Genomic DNA, 23,886 nt, shown 5'->3' on the forward strand with positions numbered 1-23,886 from the left:
ATATTCATAAACTAATATTCAAACTGTTTATAAATTTAGAGAACTATATTATGTATAAATATAAAAAAATACCCTTAATCAAAATGATTAAGGGTATTTAATTACATACTTAACTTATCTTATTAAGCGACAATTACGGTGGCCGGTCTAGCGACAATTATCTTGGCCGGTTGATCTGATAAGGTTCGGTACAGCAGAACGGAGGAGTTCACTGTGCCGGGAACACGAATCACTGATCAGCAGGTCACTATTTATATGAAACATAGAAAGCGTAATAGCCAAGTTATCGCGGCTGCGAAAGCAGGTATTTCAGAACGTTCAGCAAGGCGCATTGATAAACTGGATGAGCAGCCATTGTCTAATAAACGCCAATGGCGAACGCGTATAGATCCACTTGAGTCTATCTGGGACAGTATTGTTGTCCCTCTACTTCAAGGTGATGCAACGTTAACTCCAGTGGGAATTTTTGATCACCTTTGCGAGTTTCACACCGACAAATTTAACCCTAGCTCACGGCGTACATTAGAGCGTCGAATTCATAAATGGCGGGCACTGTATGGCTCAAGTAAAGAGGTCGTATTCCTGCAAACACACGAGTATGGCCTATTAGGTATGTGTGATTTTACACATGTGAAGTCACCCGTTACCATTGCTAGTGAACCCCTAAAGCATATGTTGTTTCATTATCGTATGCCCGCCAGTGGCTGGGCTTACGCCCAAGTGATTTACGGCGGTGAAAGCTTTGCTGCTTTTTCTGATGGCGTGCAAAACGCATTTAAAGCAGCCGGCGGTGTGCCTAAAGAAGTGCGTACAGACAGTCTGAGTGCTGCGTATCGTAATCACACTAATGATAACGATTTTACAGAGCGCTTTAATGAATTAGTCACCCATTATGGCTTTAAAGCGACCCGCAATAACCGCGGTATTGCGCATGAAAATGGGGCTATTGAGAGCCCTCATGGGCATCTTAAATCGCAACTGGAGCAAGCATTAAAAATCCGTGGTAGTTATGACTTTCAGACAAGAGAAGTCTATGAATCGTTTGTTGCCGACATTGTAGCTCGCCGTAATCGCCGTGTAAGTGATAAATACGCAGTAGAGCAGCGACAATTACATGCTTTACCACGGACGATGAGCGTCAATTACACCGAGCATTATCTAACGGTGTCACGTACGAGTACTATTTCATTGAAACGTGTTACCTATAGCGTCCCGTCACGCCTTGTTGGTAGCCGATTACTTGTTCGTTTATATGACAACCGTTTAGAGCTGCGCTATGGCAGCGATTTAGTTCAAACGTTAGCGCGTGTCTATGCCTCTAAAGGGTGCCGTGCACGTAATATTAGTTACTTGCATGTTATTGACGCACTGGTTAAAAAACCATTGGCATTTCGCTACTCACAACTACGTGACGACTTACTTCCAAGCGACAATTACAAAGCTATTTGGGAATACGTTAATGCCCACCTTTTAGCGGATGAAGCGAGCTATTACATGGTGAAATTGCTCCATTTAGCGAAGCAAAGTGGGTGTGAACGTCAATTAGGACGATTTGTAGCAGCGTCAATTACTCAGCGACAATTACCGGCCATCCGAGAATGTGAAGCGCAATTTTTAGTGATTGCATCAAACATACCCACAATAACAATAAAGCAACACAGCTTGAGCGCTTATAGCAGCATGATACCGGGAGGCCTACATGGATAACTTCACGGCCTCGTTACCTTTAATGCTGAAACAATTAAAGCTTAGCACCATGCTTCAACAGTGGAATACCCTGGGCAAAAAAGCGATAGAAGAGCAATGGAGCCCGCAGCAATACTTGTCTGAGCTGTGCCATATTGAACTTGCGACACGCGATGATAAACGCCTTCAGCGGCTTTTAAAAGATGCAAAATTGCCCGTGGGTAAACACCTTAGCAGCTTCGACTTTACCCTTGTTGATGGGGTTAGTAAGCCCCTTGTTGCTGATTTAATAAATCAGCCGGATTGGTTGAAGCACGGTGGCAATATATTGCTATTTGGCGCCAGTGGTCTTGGTAAAACGCATATCGGCAGTAGTATCGGTTATGGCCTTATCGAGCAGGGCCATAAAGTTAAGTTTGTTGCCGCGTCAGCGATTGTTCAACAACTCCAGCAAGCAAAGCGACATTTACGCTTGCAAGATGAACTTGTAAAGCTCGATAAATACAGCTTATTAATCGTTGATGACGTTGGTTACGTTCGAAAAACGGAACAGGAAACGAGCGTGCTGTTTGAATTGATAGCCCATCGCTATGAGCGACACAGCATGATCATCACATCAAACAAATCATTCGAACAATGGGATGAACTATTTGATGATTCAACGATGACTGTCGCGGCAATCGATCGCTTGGTTCATCACGCAACGATTATTCATTGCGAAGGTGAAAGTTACCGACGCAAAACAGCGCTCAATAAGAGCAAATAAAATTCGGTGTCAACCGGCCAAGTTAATTGACGCTAGATACTTATCTGCAATTCTAAGAAACTCTATTAGTATAAAAATATTATATTAATAGGTAATAGCTTTAAAATTTGTAAGTAGCTTGTAGGTAGGCAAATCGACCAATATTATCGTAAATCGCTGAGCCTGCACCTGTGCCAGTCGTACTTCCTGGTAAGCCACGATTGAATAAGTTATCAACACCTAACTTAGCACCGCTTAAATAATATTATTTTAAGTTAAACCAGCCAGTAATTGAGTATCTTGCAGCACGAGCAAATGGAGTTACATAAGAAACAGAATGTGGTAATTGCACATCAAAAAGGGATAAAACATTACTTTTGGGCATAAACGTCTCTGTCAGCTTTCCATCCATTTCATAAAAATGTAACAAACCACCCCAGTCTGGGTGCCACTGTGGTGTAAAACCAAAAACAAAAGCGATTGCTCTTTGCTTTGTAGGGAGTACATCATTATGTCGTGTCAAAAAATTCCCTGGTACATAGCGTGTTAATTGCACACTTGCACTTTTTAAACCCTTTACACCTGTAACATCACTAATCAATTTTAAAACTTCTTGGCCATTAAGATAATTAAATAGATCCTTTAGTAACTCATCTTTTTCATTCTGAGTTATTTCATATCGCCCATAAAAAAAGCCAACCCCTTTACTCGCATTTTCATAAATAGTCTGCTGAAGCGCTCTCATTTTATTGGGAGACATATTTTTTAATTCATCATCTGATGATTGAATGTATTGGCCATTTAAAGAATATGCATTCAAATAAGGAATATTGTGTTTTAATTTTTCTGTAATTTTAGAAAAACCATCAAACTCTAAAACACTATCAACCATAATTCTCTTATTTTTAGAGTATTCCCTATGTAAATTAACTACATCAATATTTTTATTTAGTTGAATCATAAATATTCCAAAAATAAAAAAGCCACTAAAAAGTGGCTTTTAAATAAAGTTTAAGTTTCTAAGTTATTAGAACTTAATTGTAGCTCGTACATATACAAAGCGATCCATATTAACGTCGTACTCTGTAACAGAGAAGTTGTTAGTTGAGATTGCAAAATCATTGTTAGTGTATTCACGAGAAGGTTCTTTCGCGAATAAGTTCTCAATACCTACACTAATTTTAGTGTTGTAAGCGTCAAGAGCATAACCTACAGATACGTCATGTACAAAGTAAGAACCAATGTAATCAGCCATACCTGGGTAATTTTCTGCGCCGTAAGCTATGTCATAGTAGTTTTGCATACGGTCAACATAACGTGTTTGCCAATGCGCATCAAAGTCACCTTGAGACCAATCTAGAGCAAATGTGCCTTTATATTCAGGATAACCAGCATCACCATACTGTACGCCTACTTGATCTTCGCCATCGAACTCGTTAGTCATTACATAAGACAAATCAAGAGATGTTCTGAAGCTACCGTACTCAGTATCAAACTTGTATGCAGTATAAAAATCTATACCTTCAACATTGTAGGTACCTGAGTTTTGTAGGAAGTTACGTAAATCAACGATATTACCGTTAGCATCACGGTCAATGTAATCACAAGAAGATGCATTACTTCCTGAAGTACACTCGTTCAATATACGATTAGCACCGTAACGACCAATTGAGTTTTCAACTTCGATATCGTAGTAATCGATTGTGAATTCTAAACCATCAACATAGCTTGGGTTATAAACAATACCAAACGTTTTAGATTCTGATTCTTCTGGTTGTAAATCTGGAGAAGAAACGCGAGTTTCACGGATCTGTGTATTAGCTTGCGTGTAACCATTTGGTACGCCAGCACAACCAGGTAGGCTTGGAACAACACCTGTATCAGCATCCGAATTACACGGGTCTGTTAATGTAGGGTATGCATCTGCATTACCTGCATATAAGTCAGAGATTGAAGGAGCTCGGTAACCTTCAGCCCAAGTACCACGAAGAAGTAAATCATCCATTGGACGGTATTCAACACCAACTTTAGCTGTAGAGTTGCTACCATATGCGCTGTGGTCAGAGAATCTAATTGCTGGTGCAATGGTTAAACCATCAAATACTGGAATTGAAAGTTCTACATAAGCTTCATCTAAGCGGAAACCACCTGAAGTTGCATCACGTTGGTTACCTGAAGTTTCACCACTTTGAGTTAGTGGATCAGGCGTATCGTAACCTGATTCTTCACGACGTTCAAAGCCAACAGCCATCCCTACAACACCTGCAGGTAATTCAAACGCATCACCAGCAAAGTTTACTGTGTAATCTTTAAGTTCTAAACCTTCACGAGAAACACTGTCAAACGTTACAAAGTCAACCATATCTTGTGTAATTGAGCCAGCACCACCAAATAGGTTAAGCGGTACACAAGAAGTAGATGCATTACAGTTGTCACCTAATGCTTGGTTAACACGAGTAAGGTTAAGTAGACCTGTTGTTAAAACGTCTTGGCTATTCTTACCATAAATGTAAGAAGCATCCCAAACCCAAGATGTATCACCAATACCGCCCTCTAAACCAACCATTGCACGGTAAGTAGTATCATTTTGTCTGTAAATACGGTTACCCGCTTCTACAAAACGACGTTGACCAGCAAATGGGATATAACCTTCTACACCTGAGCGAGAAGCATCACCATACAGTGTTTCACCAAATGGGTTGTAGATATTATTTTCGTGGATGTCTACTCGGCTAGCGGCTGCACCAAAAGATGCACCAATTGTTAATGGCATCGCTGCAAGTAACTGAGAAGATTTACGGTTAGTCATCATGAAATCTGATACGAAACGAACGTCATCACTTAAGTCATAAAAAGCTTGAACATAAAAACTGTTACGCTCTTGTGGCGTTGCAAGGTAGTTTTCAGGCGCGTAGTTGTAAACATCACCAGCTCGGTCACGGAATGAATCTAAACCTACAGCTGAACCTGCACCATTAGGAACTAAATCAAAACCAGCGTTTGACTTACCAGCGTTGTTTTCAGTGTAACCTTGAGCAAGTAAGCTATCACGAAGATCAGGGCTGATTGCACTTGAAGTAAGACGTAAACGGCCTTTTTCAGTTGTAGAGCTGTTACCCATAGAAGAAATATCGCGATCACCTGCCCAAATTTCTTGTTGAGTTACATGGCTAGCATTAAACATTAAGCCACCGCGGTCTGAAGTAGTACCAACAGTGATATCTGCAGAATACTGACGTCCATCGTTGTACTTTAAGTTTTCACCACCGTATACAGAAACCTCAACACCTTCAAAATCTTTACGAGTGATGATATTTACAACACCAGCAATAGCATCAGAACCGTAGATAGCAGAAGCGCCGTCTTTAACAACTTCAACACGTTCAATTGCTGACGATGGGATTGTGTTTAAATCAACTGTAGAACCTAAAGATGAAACCCAGCGCTTACCATTTACTAATACAAGAAGACGTTGTGCGCCTAAGTTACGTAAATCCATGTTTGTTGCGCCAGTACCACCGTTATTAAAGGCAGTATTAAGTGCAGCACCCGCAGCTGGAATTTGTTGAAGAATGTCACCGATGCTTAATTGACCACTAACATTTAAATCATCACGGCTAAGAACTAAAACCGGGCTAGCACTTTCTAAATCAGTACGCTTGATGCGTGAACCTGTAACCTGAATACGTTCAACTTTTTCTGCGCCTTCTTCTGCAGCAAATGAACTTGCTGAGAAAGCAGCAGTAGAAGCTGCACCAAAAGCGATCGCTAAGCGAACTGCTTTTGAAACTTTGTTATTTAACATTTGATTCTCCCTAGAATACTATTTGTTTTTGTATTTTTTTGATCACAGCTTGTTAATTAATTTGTGATCACGCTTCAGATGATAATACTTCAAACACAAGATGGTCAACATTAAATTAACTTTAAAAGCACTTTGCATGACTTTTCATTATCATTTTTGGCGGTATTTTATTAGTTTTTTAAATTAATTTATGGATACGATTTAGAAACAAACTTGAGAATTAGAAACAACATCATGGTAACCAATTGATTTTTAATAGTTTGAATAAATGATTATTTAAATTACGCTTTGTATTCTTTTTAGATAAAATTGTAACCAAGGCCACAATTGTTAATTTACCTTTAAATTTTTTATTCACCTTTGACGTTTATAGGCGAATAATTAACTATAAAAGACTTTTTAAGCTCATAGTTAAGCTAAAACAACGAGGCTTGTGTAGATTCAGATGTTGTGTTTAATGCGCTTAATATCATTTGCGCAACAGGGTCGAGTTGTCTTTGAATGTACAGTGGGTAGTTCAGAGTGTTTTTACCGGTATAAAGCTCAGCGCCGGTTGCTGCGTAAACATATTCAATCACCTGCCCGCGTTTTATTTCAAACTCAGGATGATTCGCTTTATATTTTTTAACAGCTTGAACATGAGGAGGAATATTTTTGATGTAATCGTTAAGGTGCTGCCCTAACCGCTTTCTATATACTAATTTACGGTCGAACTCACCATTATAAAGTTTTTGAGTGTAGCTATTTATAATATCGTGCAGTTGTTGTATTTCGAAGTTGTCAGTAAATAACGTCTCAAATAATTCGGTTTGAAACTCTTGTGCAAACTCAGTCCAATCACTGCGAATGGTTTCCATACCTTTAAAGACTAACTTTTTTTCATTATTTTTGGTTACTTGCCCTACATATCGCTTTTTAGAGCCTGTTTTTTTCCCCCTAATAGTTGGCATAAAAAACGGACTGTAATGGGTTTCAAATTCAATTTCCAAATAACTATGTAAATCATAGCGTTGTTTTAAATCAGCTTGCCACATCGTATTAATATGATGAACAAGTTGGCAGCCAATTTCGTTGCATTGCTCAGGGCTTTTATCTTCACAAAGTTTTACAAACGTAGAGTCGGTATCACCATATATCACCTCAAAGCCTTGCGCTTCTATCCATTTACGGGTTGTTTGCATTATCTCATGGCCACGTAACGTGATAGAACTCGATAAACGGGGGTCGTAAAACCGACAACCCTTAGAGCCGAGTACGCCATATAAACTATTCATAATAATTTTAATCGCTTGTGAGAGCATAGGTTGATTAGTGTCTTTTGCCTCTTGGCGTGTTTGGGTGAGGTGTGCAATTAATTTGGGTAGATGGTGCTGCGTTCTTGAGAATAACGCCTGATTAAACCCTTCAACCGCATGCTCTGGTGCGTTTAACCCTGCGATTAAACCTAACGGGTCAATACAAAACGTACGCATAATTGAAGGGTATAGGCTTTTAAAATCAAGTACCAAAACGTTTTTATACAGCCCTGGGGTCGACTCCATCACATAACCACCAGGGCTCTCAAATGAGAGCCCATGATCGCCTAAATTGGGAGCAACATAACCACTGCGATGTAACAGAGGTAAGTATAAGTTTGTAAATGCGGCAACCGAGCCACCCATGCGCTCCAGCTCAAGCCCTGTTATTTTGGTTCTGACAATGGCAAATTCAAATAGCTTTAATTTTTCGAAAATTTGATTAACCAAAATACAATCTTGGCGGTTATAAGCGGCTAGAGAAAGTTTATCTTCGTTAAATTGACGAACAATTTCTGTTAATCGGTTATCGGTTTTTATTAATTTAGATTCGTTAAGCACCCGCTCTGCAACATTAGCTAATGAAAAGCTATCAAATCGGTAAGTCGCATTTTTTAATGTATCAATGCCATCAATGACGCACCGCCCTGGAAGAGTCAGTCGGGTGTAATGGCCTTTATTAATATATAAAGGTTGATTATCTCGGCCAAAGTTAAGGGCAAGCCCTAACGCCTCAGCGCGTTCTTGCAATAAACTAAAGTCAAAATCAATAACATTCCAACCAATAATAACATCAGGATCGTTATTTATAATGTACTGCTGCAACTTGGTAAGCAGGTTAATTTCGTCATAGCACCAGTCTATTTCAAATGTCGAATCACTTTGCTGCGGCTCCCCTATCATCAATACACAATCTAAGCCATTTCCCACCAGTGCTACACTAAATAACACCCCGTCCCCATTACATTCTATATCCAAAGAAACAGACGTAAGCGTTGGCGTGTAATCTTTGTTTGCTTTTAACTTTGCGTCACTAATTTCAATAAAGCCATTTTTAGTTGTGGCGTTACCCGTTACCCACACACCTCCTTTAATAAAGCGCTCCATTAAAAAGCGGTCGCTGTGGCGTACATCGGCTTCGTAAATAGGCATTGCTTGCTCTAAAAGAGCGCGTGCAGTATATAAACTTTTTATATCGTTAAAGTAACAGGCAACACATTCGTTGCCACTAAAATGACACAACTCAACCTTATTAAACTGCGCTTTTATATTTGCCTGTGCGAGTAAAGTATTTGCAGTATGTTGCGCTGATAATGGGATGAAAAACACTGCTTGCTGATTTTCAATCGTCACTTTTATCGGGCCTTGCTCAGAGCTCAACCAATAGCACAAGGTGATCCCTTGTGCATTTTTAGCCGCGTATTGTTGCCTTGATAAAATAAAGCCCTGATAGATTGCTTGTGTCAATGTTCGATCCCACTTAATATATACACTGTAATTATATACATATTTTAGGTTAATCATCACATGCTATCGAGCTCACTTAAAAAAACAATTAGACAAGTACACCAGCATGTTGCAAATAACCTAACCGATTACCGCCCTCGCAGTAGTCAAAACTATTTAGTTGCTGAAATCGCCAAAACATTAGCCGGTGAATACCATAAAAAACAACGTATTTGTGTTATTGAAGCAGGCACCGGTACCGGCAAGTCATTAGCTTACTGCCTAGGCGCCCTGCCACTGGCATTAGCACAAAAAAAGAAACTGGTTATTTCTACGGCTACTGTGGCTTTGCAAGAGCAGTTAATCGCTAAAGAACTGCCGTTTTTTAAAAAGCACTCAGGACTCGATTTTAAATTTGATTTAGTCAAAGGTCGCCAACGTTATATCTGTGCGCACAAACTTCATAATGCACTAAACTGCGATAGCCAAACTCAAATGGAGTTTATGCCTACCCTTACATCGCCATTAAGCGATATGGAAACTAAGTGCTTAAAGCAACTTTACGATGCCTATATCAATAAAAAATGGCAAGGCGATAGAGACAGCTGGGCCGATACCATTCCTGATAGAGTATGGGGGCTCATTGCTTGTGATAAGCATGCCTGCCAACGCCAGATGAAAGCACACCAAACATGTCCTTTTCAACTGGCTCGCCAGCAGTTAATGCAAATGGATGTATTGGTTATAAACCATTCGTTACTGTTAGCCGATTTAGACTTAGGGGGCGGAAAAATTTTACCCGAGCCCGACAATACCATTTATGTAATCGATGAAGCGCACCACCTTGCACATATTACCCGCGACTTTTCATCTGCCGCCGCCACAATAAAAGGCACGATAGATTGGCTCGACAAACTTACTAAATTCAGTGGCAAAATGGCCAAAGTGTTAGTGGGTCAAAAAGGTATTGGGCAAAACTTTAAGTTATGCGATAGCGTTAACGATGCTAACAAAGATTTAAAAGTGGTGCGGGATATACTCGACAACGCCGATTTTGAATATTCTAAAGACGATACCTATCGCTTTGAACATGGTGAAATCCCTAAATCGTTACACGCTAAGGCAAAAGATATTAGCGAAGCCACGCTTGATGCATTACGGTGTTTAAATAAAATGCACGACACCCTCACACAAGATGTAAGCGACGGTGATATTAAACCTTATGTTGCCGACCCCATTCTGGCTGAAAGTGGGCAATACATAAACCGGTTAGAACAACTTAATAAATTATGGTTTAGTTACGCTACTAAAGGCGAAGGCACGCCGCATGCGCGTTGGATAAAACGACTTGAATATAAAAGCCATCATGATCACCTGCTTAGCGATTGTCCTATTGAAGTCGGTTATTATTTAAAAGATAAGCTGTGGAACGAATGTGCTGGAGCCGTGTTATGTTCAGCTACCTTGAGCGCCTTGGGTTCATTTGATCATTTTGCCTATGAAAGCGGTCTTGCTAAAGAAGAAGGCGTTAAATTTATTAAAGTCCCCTCTCCGTTTGACTACCCAAAACAAGCCACTTTACGCATTCCGGCCTCAAGTATAGAGCCAACAGATAAAGAGTTTAGCGATCATATTGCTAAAACACTACCCGAGTATCTAAACACTAAAAAAGCCAATTTAGTGTTGTTTGCCTCTTACTGGCAAATGGACCATGTAAGTAAGTTTCTTAGAACAAAAGGATTTAACTTATTAGTACAAGGTGAAATGTCACGAGAAGCTTTACTCAAATTACATACTAAAAATATTGATGAAGGCAAGGGCAGTATTTTATTTGGTACCCAAAGCCTTTCTGAAGGGCTTGATTTACCTGGGAAGTATTTAGAAAACCTGATTATTACCAAAATTCCATTTGCGGTGCCCACCTCGCCTATCGAAGAAGCGCAAGCAGAGTTTGTGCAAAGTAAAGGCGGTAATCCGTTTTTATCGATAACTGTGCCAGACGCAGCAAAGAAATTGGTACAAAGCTGTGGTAGACTGCTGCGTAAAGAAAGTGATGCAGGCACAATAACTATTTTAGATAGACGCCTAGTCACCAAACGATATGGCAAAGCCATGCTTGACACCTTACCACCTTTTAAAAGACAAATAGATTACTGATGTTTGAACTTGCACTCGACCCAACAACTTGGGCTATTTTATGTGGCGTTGCACTTTTAGCTGGCTTTATTGATGCTATTGCTGGCGGCGGTGGATTACTCACTGTACCAGCACTGTTAACGGCAGGATTACCTCCTCATTTAACGCTTGGCACTAATAAATTGGCCGCTAGTTTTGGCTCGTTAACGGCCAGTATCACCTATTATAAAAAACAACTATTTAACCCACGATTTTGGTTTGCTTCTATTATGGCTACCGCCATAGGTGCTTTGTTAGGCACAATTATTGTTGATCATTTAAGTATCGAGTTTTTAAATAAGCTCTTACCCATTATTATTATTTTAGTGGCTTGCTACAGCTTGTTTGGTAATTTAAGTACCACACAAAGTGATGATCTGCCTAAATTAACCCGCACAATAAAAGTAAAACAGTGGCTACAAGGATTAAGCCTAGGTTTTTTTGATGGTTTAGCTGGGCCTGGAACGGGAACTTTTTGGACTGCCTCAAACGGTATGCTTTATAAAATGAGTTTGTTACTCAATTGTGGTTTGGCGCGTTCAATGAACTTTGTTTCTAACTTTATCTCGCTGATCACCTTTGTTGCACTTGGCCATGTTAACTTTTTACTGGGAATTACAATGGGCTTCTTTATCATGCTTGGTGCATGGTTTGGCGCACATTCAGCGATTCGTTTTGGCAGTAAATTTATTCGCCCAGTATTTAATACTATGGTTATACTTTTAGCGTTAAAACTAATTTACGAGGCATACTTTTAATATGCAATCTGCTGCTTTAGACAAACTACGCCAACAAGTTGCTACGCTTAAGCAACAAGCTGAGCAATTTGATAAAGCAAAATTATTTGCTAAAAACCGTTATATGCAGGCACAGCCAAGCTTATTTGACAGAGCCGTATTTAGCACCAAAAGCATGAACTTGGTTGATTACGTAGTAGAAATAGAAGATGAAATAGCCAGCCTACCACCGAGCGATCACCGTCATGCTTACACCTATGCACTTGAGCGCATTGCCAGCCAAGTACAAGCGGTATTTAATGTTATTAAATCGACTCCTATTTGGGTGAAAGAAAACAAAAGTCATTATAAGCCTCGTGCTAAACAGCCTGTTTACAAACAAGCGGTGCAAAAAATCATGCAATCATCCCACGAGTTATATGACGAACTTAAACAAAACCATGAATTTGAACGCCGCCTGGTATTAATGATTGAAGAGCGTAAATTGCAAATGGAAAAAGCATCGCCTGCGCAAGCACAAAAGCTTAACCAGGAAATTTTAACCACTCATGCACGACTCGGCCGTTGTAGAAAAGCGATTTCTGCCACCGAAGACAAAATTCAACAAGTAGAAAAACAACAGCTACGCTAATGCAGCTTTATTACCACGAACTGTACTCGCAGCTAGAATTACCTGACCGCCATCGATTTCCAATTAAAAAGTATCAGCAGCTTAAGCATGAAGTTGAATTTTTAGGCTACACCCAATTTATATCACCTTCGCCAGCAACAACAGCGCAATTGAAATTGTGTCATAGCTCAGATTATATTGCTGACTTTTTAAACGGGTCGTTGACTGACAAAGCGGTGAAGAAAATGGGATTTCCTCACTCTTATAAACTTGTTGAGCGAACTCTTTACTCTGTTGGTGCCAGTATTCAAGCCGCTGAAACAGCACTTGAAAGTGGTTTAGCGGCTAATTTAAGTGGCGGTTATCATCATGCTTACAGCAATTACGGCAGTGGCTTTTGTATTTTTAATGATTTAGCCATTGCTGCAGCCCACCTTATTGCAACGGAGCAAGCCGACACCGTATTAATATTTGATTGTGACGTGCATCAAGGTGACGGCACAGCGCACAAATAACCCAACAGCACGAGCAGATAATTAGTTGTTCAATTCACTGTGAACAAAACTTTCCTCGGCAAAAACAGCACTCAAACTACGACTTTGGCTTACCTGCAAACACCACAGATGCAGAGTATTTAACAACACTAGAGCAAGCTCTTGAGTTATGTGTTCGCCTCCACCAGCCCGATATTATTTTATATAATGCGGGCGCCGATATTTATACCAAAGACGAACTTGGCTTATTTGATATTTCACTAGCTGGTGTATATGAGCGCGACTTTAAGGTTCTTAACTTTTGTAAGCAGCGAAACATACCGCTGATGTGCGCTTTAGGTGGTGGTTATCAGCGTAACATCAACAATTTAGTCAGTGTCCATAAGCAACTATTTAAAGCGGCTCTCGATTTATAACAATCCTTGGTATAGACTCAACAAAGACAATAAAAAAGAGTGGCAGGAATATGCGATTAGATGACGACATACATAATTTTTACGAAAAACTCGTTTTAGAAGAAATAGAAAAACGTAAACTTAATGAACGTTACAACGACGATGTAATGGCTGACTTTTGCTGTACCGTACTCAATCAATTACCCCCACGCTATATTAGATACGATGTAGATATGGCATTTTATTTAACTCAAACAGATCGTTTAGATATGCAGCAACGCGTTGAACTTGCCATTAACTTTGCGATTGATCAGATTGCTAAAAAGAAAGATATTAATGAGTAAACCGCTAGAAGACGCCCCTACACACATAAAACTGGCTGTTGATTTAATTATGATATTAGAGCAACACGATGTAGAGCCCGAAGAAGTATTAAAAGCGCTCGATATCGTAAAAAGTGACTTTGAAAAGAAGCTAGTTAACAACTAGCTTCATTCAATTGTGTCTACTTCATACACAGTGACAGCGCCGTCATGTTTACTACAATCAATTTTAATTTCGCCGAATGTTCGTCTCGGTGATGTTGATCTACGGCATGTCATGTTTTGAGCTTTAACACCAAATTGTTCAATATAAACGGCAACAATTGCATCTATTTCTTGCTTCTCGTGTGTTGTCGCAGCAGTATAAAAAGTATCATATTGTTGTGACCAATTTTCAACGCCAGCTTCTGCTGCAACACCTAACCACCCCATACCAAGCTTAGTTGATTGCTCTAGATATTGCCCTTTTAAAAACATAAACGCTAGGGTGTATTGTGCACTTTTATAGCCCAATGCAGCAGGCTCTTCTAAATAGTTAAAAGCTTCTTCAAACTCCCCTTTTTTGTATGCCTTAACATCATTATATTCTTTTTTCTTCATGGTATTATCGCTGTAAAGACTTATTGGTGACGAATTACAGCCAGTTATTAAAGCCACCAATACCAGCAAAGTGGCACTCAATCGTTGATGATTCATTATTATCCTTAATTTATTATTTTTTGCTCAGAAACATAACCACTTTTAAAGCATCTGCCCTAAAACCTGTTAACATAAATTTAATATTTATGTGGGATTGCAAAGCTTACAGCGATTATTTTTATAAGCGCAGTTTTAATCGCCCATTAAAAATAGATAAACCTATTTTTTTAATACCCTGTATTTATACACAAGGTACTTTACTTTACGCACAATGCATTTAACTGACGTAAATCTATCACTGACTGTCCGTTTGCTGAACCAGTAATAATAACTGCGCGGCCGCTTTGGCATCGTCTAATGCACGGTGATGATTGGTTAAGTCTAAATTAAAGTGTGCCGATAAATTACCGAGTGAGTATGACTTTAATCCCTTAAATGCTTTGCGTGATTCAACGACTGTACACAGTTTCGGCATTTTAAAATTAATCCCTATCCTCTCAAGCTCTTTTTTAATAAATCCATAATCAAAATTAACATTATGCGCCACAAAAATACTGCCTGATAATTGATTCAGTAACGGCGCTGCAATCTCGCTAAATATGGGCGCATTGCTTACCATGGCATCGTTAATGCCTGTAAGCGAGGTAATAAAACGCGGGATGGGACGCTCTGGGTTTATCAATGTGGTCCATGTATCAACTATTTCGCCCTGCTTTATTTTAACAATACCAATTTCGGTAATACGGTTACCGCCTTTGAGGCCTCCTGTAGTTTCAATATCAACTACACTATAAACACGGTTAGGGTCTACATACCACTTCACCGCTGCAATATTGACTTTAAAACCACTGTTTTTTAAATTATCGATGCTCACTAGCTGGTTTCTTTTAAGCTTGTCTCCGGGCGCTTTTACCTCTTCAAAATGAACTGCGCTGTTATCAACAATCATTAAATCGGGGTAACCATCTTTTAGCTGTCGGTAGTTTTTTGCCATGTTTTTTAAATGGCTTAATAGCGCATTTATCGGGCTGTTTAAAATAAGCATCTCTAATGGCTTTAATACATCTTTGTGCCATCTAAATAAGCCATTTGGTTGCTCATAATACTTCGCTGCATGGTTACACACTAAACGCAGCAATTTTTGGGTACTATTACACGCAGCCAGCCGCGCCTCTACTTGCGAGGATTGATTTAAATAAAATGTATCTGTTTTTAAGGCTTGCGGATAAATATCAAATTCGTTGCAGGGGGGGGTTGGGGTTTCAATAAAAAGTTCCTGCCAAAAAACCAGCGCAAATAAGCTTTGCCACAAAGTATTTTCAGTATAAAAAACCTGTTTGCCTTGACGAGTGTAGTGATCACTTACACCTAACTCAACATCGCCACGGTAAAGTTCATCAACTTCTATAATACAGCGTGTACTGGCTAACATTTCACTAAGCCGTGAGCGTGTTTGCTTGTTAAATTTGCGCATTAAAAAGTCATCCGCAAAGTACAGTAACTCATCGGTGAGCGGATTTTCTATAATTTTCTCAAGTTGCGCCTTTACCCATTCTTTATTACCTAAACGGTATTGCTCTCTTATTTGAATTTCTAGTGCGTGCGCATCGTCTTCGCAGGCATTAAGTACATCAAACGCTAATACAGGGTTAGTTGTTTTTAGTTGCTTATAAAGTATGACCAATAACTTATTCTTTAGCTCTCGAGCTACAACCCCTACTGCTAATTCATTTATTAACTGTTTTGCTAACGTCTCATTTTCATTGTCATCTTTCGCGTTTTTAACGGCTAACCGAAAACGGTTTAACACATAGTTAGATTGCGCTTCCTCAATTGAGTCAAAGCGAGACAAACTTTCATTATGCCCTTGCCTAACAGGGGTTACCCCTAAGTCTCTTAGTACAAACCGGTTTTGATGATTCACATCACCGGCACTGAGCCTGCCAATATACAAAAACTCAAAATACTGGTAACACTCATCTCTATTATTGATCACGTACTGATTATACAAATGCGAAAGACGCTCTGGCTTAGATTCAAAAAATGAAATAGCGACTTCAACTAAACAACCTTTAGCAGCACTTTTTTTAAATAGTGGTGGCAGGTCTTGTTGAGCTAACAACTCAATTAAGGCCGGCTTTGTTAGATGGCTAAGCAGTTGCTTAGCGTCTGCTTGTGAGGGTTCACAGATTAACCCAGCTGTTTTTAAATTAAAAAGTGCCTGATAAGGCGAAATAATCTCTTCATAATTTAATGACTGAGTTTGCACTAAATAAGGTTTACGAGAATAAATACGTGCTAGCATGCATTGGCTTTGCTCGTCGAGGGTGTTTATTTTATTAATAAATGTAATGTGCTTTTGCTCAAGTAAATGCATACATTTATCGCTCACAAAGCCTATTAGCTCTTTAAAATGTGCCAAATAATATTTTGCTGGTAACTCTTTTCTCATAAAAACCGCCAATACTGTATATAAAAACAGTATAATTATTTGAGCGCTTTTAGCAACCCAATTAGGAGTTAATAGCCTTTTAGAATTTAAATTGATTCAATCTCGGGCGCTTTAATTTTAGCGAGGTTTGTTACTTAATAAACTAAGTTAAAACCGAGCACCCTTTTTATACCCTGGCCCTTATCTTCACCTGTGTAGATAGCAGAACCCTTCAAGCAGTGCGTGTTTAACATTAACGAAGCGTTAGTACCTATTTACGGGCATTCACATGGCAAAAGATCTATTTTTCTTAAAAACCAAACACACTGCTGAAACTTCAATCTCAAAAGATAAACAGACCCTCGCGCAACTCAATTAATTTATTTATGCATACGTATTACTATTGAAATATCTTTTTTAGCGTGATTACTCTGTGCTAAGGTTGCCCGCAAATTATTAGTGGTACTTTAACTTCATTACACATAATAAAAATTAGGATTGAACAACATGACAACACAGCATGCAACTAAAGGTGAGCAAAGCGCAGCGGCAAAGTGCTCACTTTTATACGTTATTTTTATATCGGCTGTTGCCGCCATTGGTGGCTTTTTATTTGGTTTTGATTCAGGCGTTATAAACGGCACTGTATCGGCGTTAGGTAATACATTTAACTCAAGCAGTGTAGCAACAGGGTTTAATGTTGCCTCTGTTTTACTTGGTTGTGCGCTGGGTGCTTTAGCTGCTGGCCCATTAGCTGACAAATTTGGCCGTCGCGCTATTATGATTGTCACTGCACTTATATTTGCTATCAGTGCATTTGGCTCTGGTATTGCTGATAGCTCAGCTGAGTTTATTTTTTACCGCTTATTTGGCGGATTAGGCATAGGTGCAGCCTCTGTTTTAGCGCCTGCTTATATTGCAGAAGTAGCACCAGCAAGTTTGCGTGGTCGCTTAGCGACATTGCAACAACTTGCTATTGTTCTTGGCTTATTTGCAGCCTTTTTAAGTAACTACCTAATTGCTAACGCTGCTGGCGGTGCCGAGGGTATTTTACTGTTAGACTTAGCTGCATGGCGCTGGATGTTTTGGGCTGAACTGGTTCCTGCAGGCTTATTTTTAATTGGGGTCTTGTTTATTCCTGAGTCACCGCGTTACTTAGTCGCACAAGGCAAGCTTAAACACGCTAAAACTGTATTTAATAAAATTTCAAACGATGATGCTGATGCGCAAATCAATGACGTAAAGCAGTCTCTGAAAAGCGATAAAAAACCAAGTATTCGCGATTTATTTATCGATGGCAGTAAAAAGGTACACCCTATTGTTTGGGTGGGTGTGGCCTTGTCAGTGTTTCAACAATTTGTTGGTATTAACGTGGTATTTTATTACGGTTCAGAGCTTTGGCAAGCCGCTGGTTTTGATGAATCACAATCACTGTTTATAAACGTGCTTGCGGGTACCACTAATATTTTGTCTACTTTTATTGCTATTGCTTTAGTTGATAAAGTGGGACGTAAGCCATTGTTACTGGTAGGTAGTATAGGTATGTTTATTAGTTTAAGTGCACTTACCTACACCTTTGGCAGTGCAGGCCTTGATGAAGCGGGCAAGTTAGCACTTAGCGAAAATATGGGTACCTTTGCTTTAATAATGGCTAACCTGTTTGTGGTATTTTTTGGTTTAAGCTGGGGCCCAATTGTGTGGGTACTGCTTGGTGAAATGTTTAATAACCGCATTCGCGGCGCCGCGCTTGCAGTTGCTGCTAGTGCGCAGTGGATAGCTAACTTTGCTATTACTATGACCTTCCCTATCATGCTAGGTAGTATTGGTTTAGCAGGCGCCTATGGCTTTTATACCCTCTCGGCGTTTATTAGTGTGTTTTTTGTAGTTAAATACATTAAAGAGACACGCGGTATGAAGTTAGAGTCAATGTAATTACTTGGCTGGAGTAAAATAGCGCTTAATAATGCTGTTTTACTCCAGTGTATATAACCCTCCTTTGTAAGCCCTTTCATTTACCTGTTCCTCATCCACAAACAATATGCTTTTTTAGTATATATAATCTTTTAAAGTTCTTTTTTGGAATATAAAAAGTTAGCTATTGTTCGCCAACTTTCTCTACTTAGTCTCAATTTAAATGAAAAAACAGTTATTCTCAGGCCTTGTTTTCACCTCTGCGTTAAGCACATTTAATGTATTTGCAACGAATGGCTATTTTACTCATGGCTACGGTATGACTCACAAAGGCATGGCAGGTGCTGGTGTAGCGTTATCAGAAGAATTAATGTCGGGTGCAAATAACCCGGCTGCTTTTTCAGCTAATGGCACGCAAATGTCGGTAGGCATAGAATTATTTGCTCCTGAGCGTAACTACACCGCTGCAAAGGTCGATGAATACTTTCCCAATGCACTGTATTTGGACGCAACCACAAAAAAAGTGATAACAGCTTATTTGCAATTCCCGAATTTGCTATTGGCCATCAACTAAATGAGCGCATTAATATTGGCCTATTAGTTTACGGTAACGGCGGAATGAACACAGAATATGTGGCTGATTCTGCCCCTCAAGGCACATTTTATGGCGGCACCACTGGTGTTGACTTAAAACAGTTATTTGTCAGTCCAACCATGAGCTATCAATTAAATGAGCAAATACGCCTAGGTGTTTCTGCTATTTATGTAGTGCAACAATTTGAAGCACAAGGTTTGGCAAATTTTGCCGCCTTTTCGCAAAAGCCAGAGGCGCTGTCTAATAATGGCGTTGATACCAGCACAGGCATTGGAATGCAACTTGGGATCAGCCACATTATTAACTCGTCATTTAGCTGGGGCGCCAGTTACCGTTCATCAGTGTCTATGGATGAATTTGACCGTTACAGCGGCCTGTTTGCAGAGCAAGGCGGGTTTGATTTACCAAGCTCTATTCAGCTCGGTACCGCTTGGCAGTTTTTACCATCGCACCAAGTGGTGTTTGATTGGCAAAAAATAAATTACAGTGAAGTAAAAAGTATCGCCAACCCTATTACTAATTTAATGTCAGCGCCACTAGGGGCAGAAGCCGGTGCAGGCTTTGGTTGGCACGATATGAGTATTTATAAACTGGGTTATCAATGGCAACGCACTGAGCAACAAAAAATTAGGTTTGGTGCTTCTTATACTGAGCAACCCATTCCATCATCTGACATTTTATTTAATATTTTAGCGCCCGGTGTGCAAGAATGGCATTTTACAGCAGGCATTAGTCATGCGCTTAGTGACGCGGTGCAATTTAACGCAATGGCTTTTTATTCACCCTCTAAAAATGTAACAGGTGCAAACTATTTAGCGCCTAATCAACAACTATCAATTTCAATGGAACAATCAGGATTGGGTGTATCCCTTGCTTGGAGGATTTAAACGATGACAACCGAATTCACACCACTATCTGGGGCTATTGGCGGTGGTTTAATTGGTCTAGCCTGCGCGTTATTACTGGTTTTATTTGGTAAAGTAGCGGGAATTTCAGGGCTTATAAAATCAATTTTTAATCCACTGGCAGCAGCTTCTCGTTGGAAACTGTGTTTTGTGATGGGGTTATTACTAGCAGGTGTATTTATACAATTATTTGCCCCTGAGCTGTTAGTAGGCGAATTAAACTTATCGCCTTGTATGATTATTATTGCAGGGCTTTTGGTCGGTGCGGGGACCACGTTAGCGAATGGCTGCACCAGTGGTCACGGCGTATGTGGTATGTCTCGCTTTTCGGCCCGTTCATGGGTATCAACCTGTACGTTTATGGCAATCGCCATTATCACCGCTAATTTAGTAGGGTAAATCATGCACGCAATTATTACGCTTATTTTAGGGTTTGTATTTGGTTTGGGACTAATTATTAGTGGCATGACCAACCCAGATAAAGTGCTTAACTTTCTCACTTTTAATCAGCAATGGGACGGTAGCTTAATTATTGTTATGGCTGTTGCAATGACCATTATGATGGGCGCATGGTTTTGGCTCACTAAAAAAGGCACGCCGGTGTTTAACGACAAACTAAGCCTTAGCGATTTAAAAAAGGTCGATACGCGGTTAATTACTGGCTCTATTTTATTTGGTTTAGGTTGGGGCTTAAGCGGCGTGTGCCCGGGCCCCGGGCTTGTACAACTGGTATCACTTAAAACAGAGTTTTGGTTATTTTTTGCTTCCGTACTTGGCGGTATGTGGCTGACCAAAAAAGTATAACATGAATTGCCGAGCACGCCTCGGCCACTTAGCATACTAACCGTGATCTATGTTGTGTGCTCTTCAACTGCTGCTCAACTGAGTATATTACCAATCACTGTATATAAATCATCGCTATTAATGGGTTTGGCTATAAAGTCATCCATACCAACAATTAAACAGCGCTGCTTATCTTCCTCATAAGCATTTGCAGTGATCGCCACTATAGGTACTCGTAAGCCGGTTTTAATTTCAGTGGTTCTAATCGCGCGAGTGCATTCATAGCCATCCATGTTCGGCATTTGGCAATCCATTAAAATCAAATCAAACGACTGACTCTTTAATACTTCAAGCGCCTTTAAGCCATCTTCAGCCATTGTTAAACTCGCTTTAGTAGGCTCAAGCATTTTTGCAATCACCTGTCGGTTAATCGCATTATCTTCTACCAACAGTATACGTTTATCCAAAAGACTGGGCTGCGAGGCTGTTTTTTTAGGTAACTTTGAGGGAGCCTCTGCTGATTCTGGCGCACTAATACTAAAGGTGAACGTACTACCTTTACCCTCTTCGCTGTGTAAATGAATTTCACCGTCCATCATTTTTATTAGCTTTTGAGAAATAGCCAGCCCCAGCCCTGTTCCGCCATACTTACGAGCAACGCCCACATCAGCTTGAGTAAACTCACTAAATAATAATGACTGCTGTGCCTTTGCAATACCAATACCGCTATCTTCAACGCTAACCTGAAGTTTATTATCGTTATAATCGAACGATAATCGCACAAAGCCTTGCTCTGTAAATTTATACGCATTAGAGAGTAAATTAATAATCACCTGATTTAAGCGTAATTCATCAACACTAATGTACAGTGGTAAATTTGTGGTTTGAATTATGCTAAATTCTACTTCTTTAGTACTAACAATCGGCGTAAATAAAGAGCGTATATTTTCGATAAATGGAGCGACCTGCGTGGGTCTACTATTTAGCTCCATGGCATTTGCTTCAATTTTAGAAAAATCTAAAATATCGTTAAGAATATCAAGCAAATTTTTTGCGCTTTTTTGCTGCGTGAGCAACAACTCTTTTTGTTCATTACTTAAAGACTGATCTCGAAGCAAAACCTCTCCCATACCTAATATGCCATTCATAGGTGTGCGAAGTTCGTGACTCATATTAGCTAAAAATTGTGACTTAGCGATATTTGCTTCATTAGCGAGTTTAACGGCTTGTGTTAGCTCAGTTGTTTGTTCTGCTACTTTATCTGCGAGTTGCTGATTAAATTGACTAAGTTGTTTATTAAGGTCTTCATTTTTTACATTAGAGGCTTGCAAACTTTTGATTGAATGCTGAAGTGCATTGCCCAACATTTCAAATTGTTGCTGTAATTGCAGTACTTCATACCAACTAGAGTCTGTATTAAATACGTGTTTTTTAGTTTTACTAAAGCTGTTAATTAAATGAGTTAACTCTATGATGGGTTTAACCAGCAAATGGGTGAATTTATAAATAAATAATACCACCAGTGCAATAGAAAATAGCCCCAGCAACATAGTGGGCAACCAAGCAGCCACTACCACCAAGCTTAAATATTTACGATTGTAGAGCGATATAACCTGCCAACCTGTGGTGTCGTCAACATACTGATTTGTATGGTACACCTCGTTATCGTTTGAGCAAAAAAGCTGATTACCACTAAAACGTTGGATACTAAGATCCTGATGCTTAAAATCAGTCAGCGCAGCAAACTGACTTAACGAGCTAAATACTACTTTTTTATCGGCATCAAGAACAAGTAAATCCCCTTTATACTCAAATAAATTGGGAATAAACCGCTCTAACTGATCTAGCTTGAGCGACCCCTCAACTACACCATAAAACTCATCATTTTTATAAATGGGAGCCGAAAGCGCAACAATAGGTTGATCGCCTAATCCTCTGCCTTGAAAAACGCCACTGCTGTAGCCTAACGGGAACTGCTGAGCCTCAGCGAAATAGGGACGATCATTAACATAACGCTGACTCTGACTTAAACCACTGAGCAATTCACTGGGTATACTTTTCTCAACATAACCTTCGGAGTTCGCATACAGACTAGTTGCAAAACCAGGGTATAAAGCCATTAGCCGCTCAAGCTGCTTCTGTATTGGTGCTCCGGCACTCATTGCATCACTGGTTATTACCATTGCATTTTTATGAAACAACAAATAGTCACTAAGCTGGGCACTGATCGAGCGTGATTTTTCTTTAAGTTGCGTATTTACTTCGTACTCTAAGCGCGAGTAATGCTGATTAACCAAAAAGACACTGGTGATCAAAACCACCAAAACAATAATGATACTGACAACATAACTTAATATACGGGCCAGAGGCTGCCCTTGATAAGCCCGGCTTGCGTGGGGAACAAACACACTCACTAAGTCGACCAAAGCTAACGCTATCATGGCATTGATAAAGTATTTTGAGGCAGCCACAACAAGCGTGAGCCAAGGCAGGCCTATAACAAAGTGACCCAAAGCCCACACCAGTGGTAAGCCGACTAAAAACCAAAACACTGCGCCTAAAGGAAGTATTGGCTTAGAACGCTTTAAGCAAAAGGTATAAAGCCAAAACAGCTCAAGCACATAAACAATACTGGTCCAGCTATGCCCCCAGCGATAAAATAAAAAACCAGTGACAATAGTTAAACTAAGGAGGGAATAACGAAGCCCAGCAAACACTAAACTGAGTATTACAAACGTCTGACCAAATAAAAATTCAGAGCTATCAAAAAAATACAGAGGTAAAAGGTTAGCGCATCCCCCCAAAAGCCCTAATAATATAGCAAGCGCCCACTTATTCCTCTGAGACGTCATATTGACCCTTAATAGCTTATTTAACACCTGCGGCGTAAAGTATAATCACGAGTTTTAAT

The 23,886-nt window shown here is 39.7% G+C and carries 18 protein-coding genes and 1 pseudogene; 13 read left to right on the forward strand and 6 right to left on the reverse strand.

All coding sequences use genetic code 11. The features are described 5' to 3' along the window. The first annotated feature begins 213 nt into the window (after positions 1-213). Both istA and istB read left to right on the forward strand, forming a co-directional pair. Positions 214-1,707 (forward strand): IS21 family transposase, encoded by a 1,494-nt coding sequence (istA, locus tag PSM_RS09930; RefSeq protein WP_013465376.1) that lies wholly within the window; start codon positions 214-216, stop codon positions 1,705-1,707. Further along, on the forward strand, positions 1,700-2,452 hold the full coding sequence (gene istB, locus PSM_RS09935) for an IS21-like element helper ATPase IstB (RefSeq protein WP_008115339.1): 753 nt from the start codon (positions 1,700-1,702) through the stop codon (positions 2,450-2,452). Before istA ends, istB begins: the two co-directional genes overlap by 8 nt. A 244-nt stretch (positions 2,453-2,696) precedes the next feature. On the opposite strand, the gene PSM_RS09940 is transcribed toward istB, so the two are convergent. The 3 genes from PSM_RS09940 to PSM_RS09950 all read right to left on the reverse strand — a co-directional run bounded on the left by PSM_RS09940 (position 2,697) and on the right by PSM_RS09950 (position 8,998). Beyond that, positions 2,697-3,392, reverse strand: coding sequence for a 2OG-Fe(II) oxygenase (locus tag PSM_RS09940; RefSeq protein ID WP_013465377.1), 696 nt, complete (start codon positions 3,390-3,392; stop codon positions 2,697-2,699). A gap of 66 nt (positions 3,393-3,458) precedes the next feature. Further along, a complete protein-coding gene (locus tag PSM_RS09945) occupies positions 3,459-6,236 on the reverse strand; it encodes a TonB-dependent receptor plug domain-containing protein (protein WP_013465378.1) in 2,778 nt (925 codons plus the stop codon). A gap of 416 nt (positions 6,237-6,652) precedes the next feature. Beyond that, positions 6,653-8,998, reverse strand: a complete 2,346-nt coding sequence (locus PSM_RS09950; protein ID WP_013465380.1) for a DNA polymerase II — start codon at positions 8,996-8,998, stop codon at positions 6,653-6,655. A gap of 60 nt (positions 8,999-9,058) precedes the next feature. Here PSM_RS09950 and dinG point away from each other — a divergent pair, with 60 nt between their 5' ends. The 6 genes and pseudogenes from dinG to PSM_RS18420 all read left to right on the forward strand — a co-directional run bounded on the left by dinG (position 9,059) and on the right by PSM_RS18420 (position 13,877). Continuing rightward, positions 9,059-11,134, forward strand: a complete 2,076-nt coding sequence (gene dinG / locus PSM_RS09955; RefSeq protein WP_013465381.1) for an ATP-dependent DNA helicase DinG — start codon at positions 9,059-9,061, stop codon at positions 11,132-11,134. Next, complete coding sequence (locus PSM_RS09960; protein ID WP_013465382.1) at positions 11,134-11,910, forward strand: TSUP family transporter; 777 nt, start codon at positions 11,134-11,136, stop codon at positions 11,908-11,910. Before dinG ends, PSM_RS09960 begins: the two co-directional genes overlap by 1 nt. A 1-nt stretch (position 11,911) precedes the next feature. After that, entirely contained in the window at positions 11,912-12,520 is a 609-nt protein-coding gene (locus PSM_RS09965) for a primosomal replication protein (protein ID WP_008467469.1), read from the forward strand. Then, positions 12,520-13,409 (forward strand): annotated as a pseudogene (locus PSM_RS09970) (histone deacetylase family protein). Before PSM_RS09965 ends, PSM_RS09970 begins: the two are co-directional and overlap by 1 nt. Positions 13,410-13,459: 50 nt before the next feature. After that, positions 13,460-13,732, forward strand: coding sequence for a late competence development ComFB family protein (locus PSM_RS09975; protein ID WP_013465384.1), 273 nt, complete (start codon positions 13,460-13,462; stop codon positions 13,730-13,732). Further along, positions 13,725-13,877 carry a YbaM family protein gene (locus PSM_RS18420; protein WP_008467474.1) on the forward strand — a complete coding sequence of 51 codons (153 nt, stop codon included), beginning with the start codon at positions 13,725-13,727 and terminating at the stop codon, positions 13,875-13,877. Before PSM_RS09975 ends, PSM_RS18420 begins: the two co-directional genes overlap by 8 nt. 2 nt (positions 13,878-13,879) lie before the next feature. Here the strand turns inward: PSM_RS18420 and PSM_RS09980 are convergent, their stop codons facing one another. Both PSM_RS09980 and PSM_RS09985 read right to left on the reverse strand, forming a co-directional pair. Beyond that, positions 13,880-14,407 carry a sel1 repeat family protein gene (locus PSM_RS09980; protein ID WP_013465385.1) on the reverse strand — a complete coding sequence of 176 codons (528 nt, stop codon included), beginning with the start codon at positions 14,405-14,407 and terminating at the stop codon, positions 13,880-13,882. Positions 14,408-14,645: 238 nt separating this feature from the next. Beyond that, on the reverse strand, positions 14,646-16,802 hold the full coding sequence (locus PSM_RS09985) for an exonuclease domain-containing protein (RefSeq protein ID WP_013465387.1): 2,157 nt from the start codon (positions 16,800-16,802) through the stop codon (positions 14,646-14,648). Between the two features lie 486 nt (positions 16,803-17,288). Here PSM_RS09985 and PSM_RS09990 point away from each other — a divergent pair, with 486 nt between their 5' ends. From PSM_RS09990 to PSM_RS10005, 5 genes are all read left to right on the forward strand, one after another. Next, entirely contained in the window at positions 17,289-18,713 is a 1,425-nt protein-coding gene (locus PSM_RS09990) for a sugar porter family MFS transporter (RefSeq protein WP_013465388.1), read from the forward strand. 202 nt (positions 18,714-18,915) lie between these two features. Next, positions 18,916-19,266 (forward strand): hypothetical protein, encoded by a 351-nt coding sequence (locus tag PSM_RS18750; protein ID WP_236613511.1) that lies wholly within the window; start codon positions 18,916-18,918, stop codon positions 19,264-19,266. Beyond that, positions 19,251-20,174: an OmpP1/FadL family transporter gene (locus PSM_RS09995; RefSeq protein WP_236613538.1), complete on the forward strand. Its 924-nt coding sequence runs from the start codon at positions 19,251-19,253 to the stop codon at positions 20,172-20,174. Before PSM_RS18750 ends, PSM_RS09995 begins: the two co-directional genes overlap by 16 nt. A 3-nt stretch (positions 20,175-20,177) precedes the next feature. Continuing rightward, the gene (locus PSM_RS10000) at positions 20,178-20,591 is read left to right on the forward strand and encodes a YeeE/YedE family protein (protein WP_013465389.1); all 414 of its coding nucleotides are present in this window, start codon (positions 20,178-20,180) and stop codon (positions 20,589-20,591) included. A gap of 3 nt (positions 20,592-20,594) precedes the next feature. Beyond that, on the forward strand, positions 20,595-20,996 hold the full coding sequence (locus PSM_RS10005) for a DUF6691 family protein (protein WP_013465390.1): 402 nt from the start codon (positions 20,595-20,597) through the stop codon (positions 20,994-20,996). A 74-nt stretch (positions 20,997-21,070) separates the two neighbouring features. On the opposite strand, the gene PSM_RS10010 is transcribed toward PSM_RS10005, so the two are convergent. After that, complete coding sequence (locus PSM_RS10010) at positions 21,071-23,827, reverse strand: hybrid sensor histidine kinase/response regulator (RefSeq protein WP_013465391.1); 2,757 nt, start codon at positions 23,825-23,827, stop codon at positions 21,071-21,073. Positions 23,828-23,886 lie beyond the last annotated feature (59 nt).

Source organism: Pseudoalteromonas sp. SM9913 (genome assembly GCF_000184065.1).
GTDB lineage: Bacteria > Pseudomonadota > Gammaproteobacteria > Enterobacterales > Alteromonadaceae > Pseudoalteromonas > Pseudoalteromonas tetraodonis.

Coding starts and splice junctions, on each gene's coding strand:
- PSM_RS10010 (WP_013465391.1), bottom strand. CDS start 23,827: ATGACGTCTCAGAGGAATAAGTGGGCGCTTGCTATATTATTAGGGCTT.
- PSM_RS09960 (WP_013465382.1), top strand. CDS start 11,134: ATGTTTGAACTTGCACTCGACCCAACAACTTGGGCTATTTTATGTGGC.
- PSM_RS09965 (WP_008467469.1), top strand. CDS start 11,912: ATGCAATCTGCTGCTTTAGACAAACTACGCCAACAAGTTGCTACGCTT.
- istB (WP_008115339.1), top strand. CDS start 1,700: ATGGATAACTTCACGGCCTCGTTACCTTTAATGCTGAAACAATTAAAG.
- PSM_RS09980 (WP_013465385.1), bottom strand. CDS start 14,407: ATGAATCATCAACGATTGAGTGCCACTTTGCTGGTATTGGTGGCTTTA.
- PSM_RS09975 (WP_013465384.1), top strand. CDS start 13,460: ATGCGATTAGATGACGACATACATAATTTTTACGAAAAACTCGTTTTA.
- PSM_RS09990 (WP_013465388.1), top strand. CDS start 17,289: ATGACAACACAGCATGCAACTAAAGGTGAGCAAAGCGCAGCGGCAAAG.
- PSM_RS18750 (WP_236613511.1), top strand. CDS start 18,916: ATGAAAAAACAGTTATTCTCAGGCCTTGTTTTCACCTCTGCGTTAAGC.
- PSM_RS10005 (WP_013465390.1), top strand. CDS start 20,595: ATGCACGCAATTATTACGCTTATTTTAGGGTTTGTATTTGGTTTGGGA.
- PSM_RS18420 (WP_008467474.1), top strand. CDS start 13,725: ATGAGTAAACCGCTAGAAGACGCCCCTACACACATAAAACTGGCTGTT.
- PSM_RS10000 (WP_013465389.1), top strand. CDS start 20,178: ATGACAACCGAATTCACACCACTATCTGGGGCTATTGGCGGTGGTTTA.
- PSM_RS09985 (WP_013465387.1), bottom strand. CDS start 16,802: ATGAGAAAAGAGTTACCAGCAAAATATTATTTGGCACATTTTAAAGAG.
- PSM_RS09945 (WP_013465378.1), bottom strand. CDS start 6,236: ATGTTAAATAACAAAGTTTCAAAAGCAGTTCGCTTAGCGATCGCTTTT.
- PSM_RS09940 (WP_013465377.1), bottom strand. CDS start 3,392: ATGATTCAACTAAATAAAAATATTGATGTAGTTAATTTACATAGGGAA.
- dinG (WP_013465381.1), top strand. CDS start 9,059: ATGCTATCGAGCTCACTTAAAAAAACAATTAGACAAGTACACCAGCAT.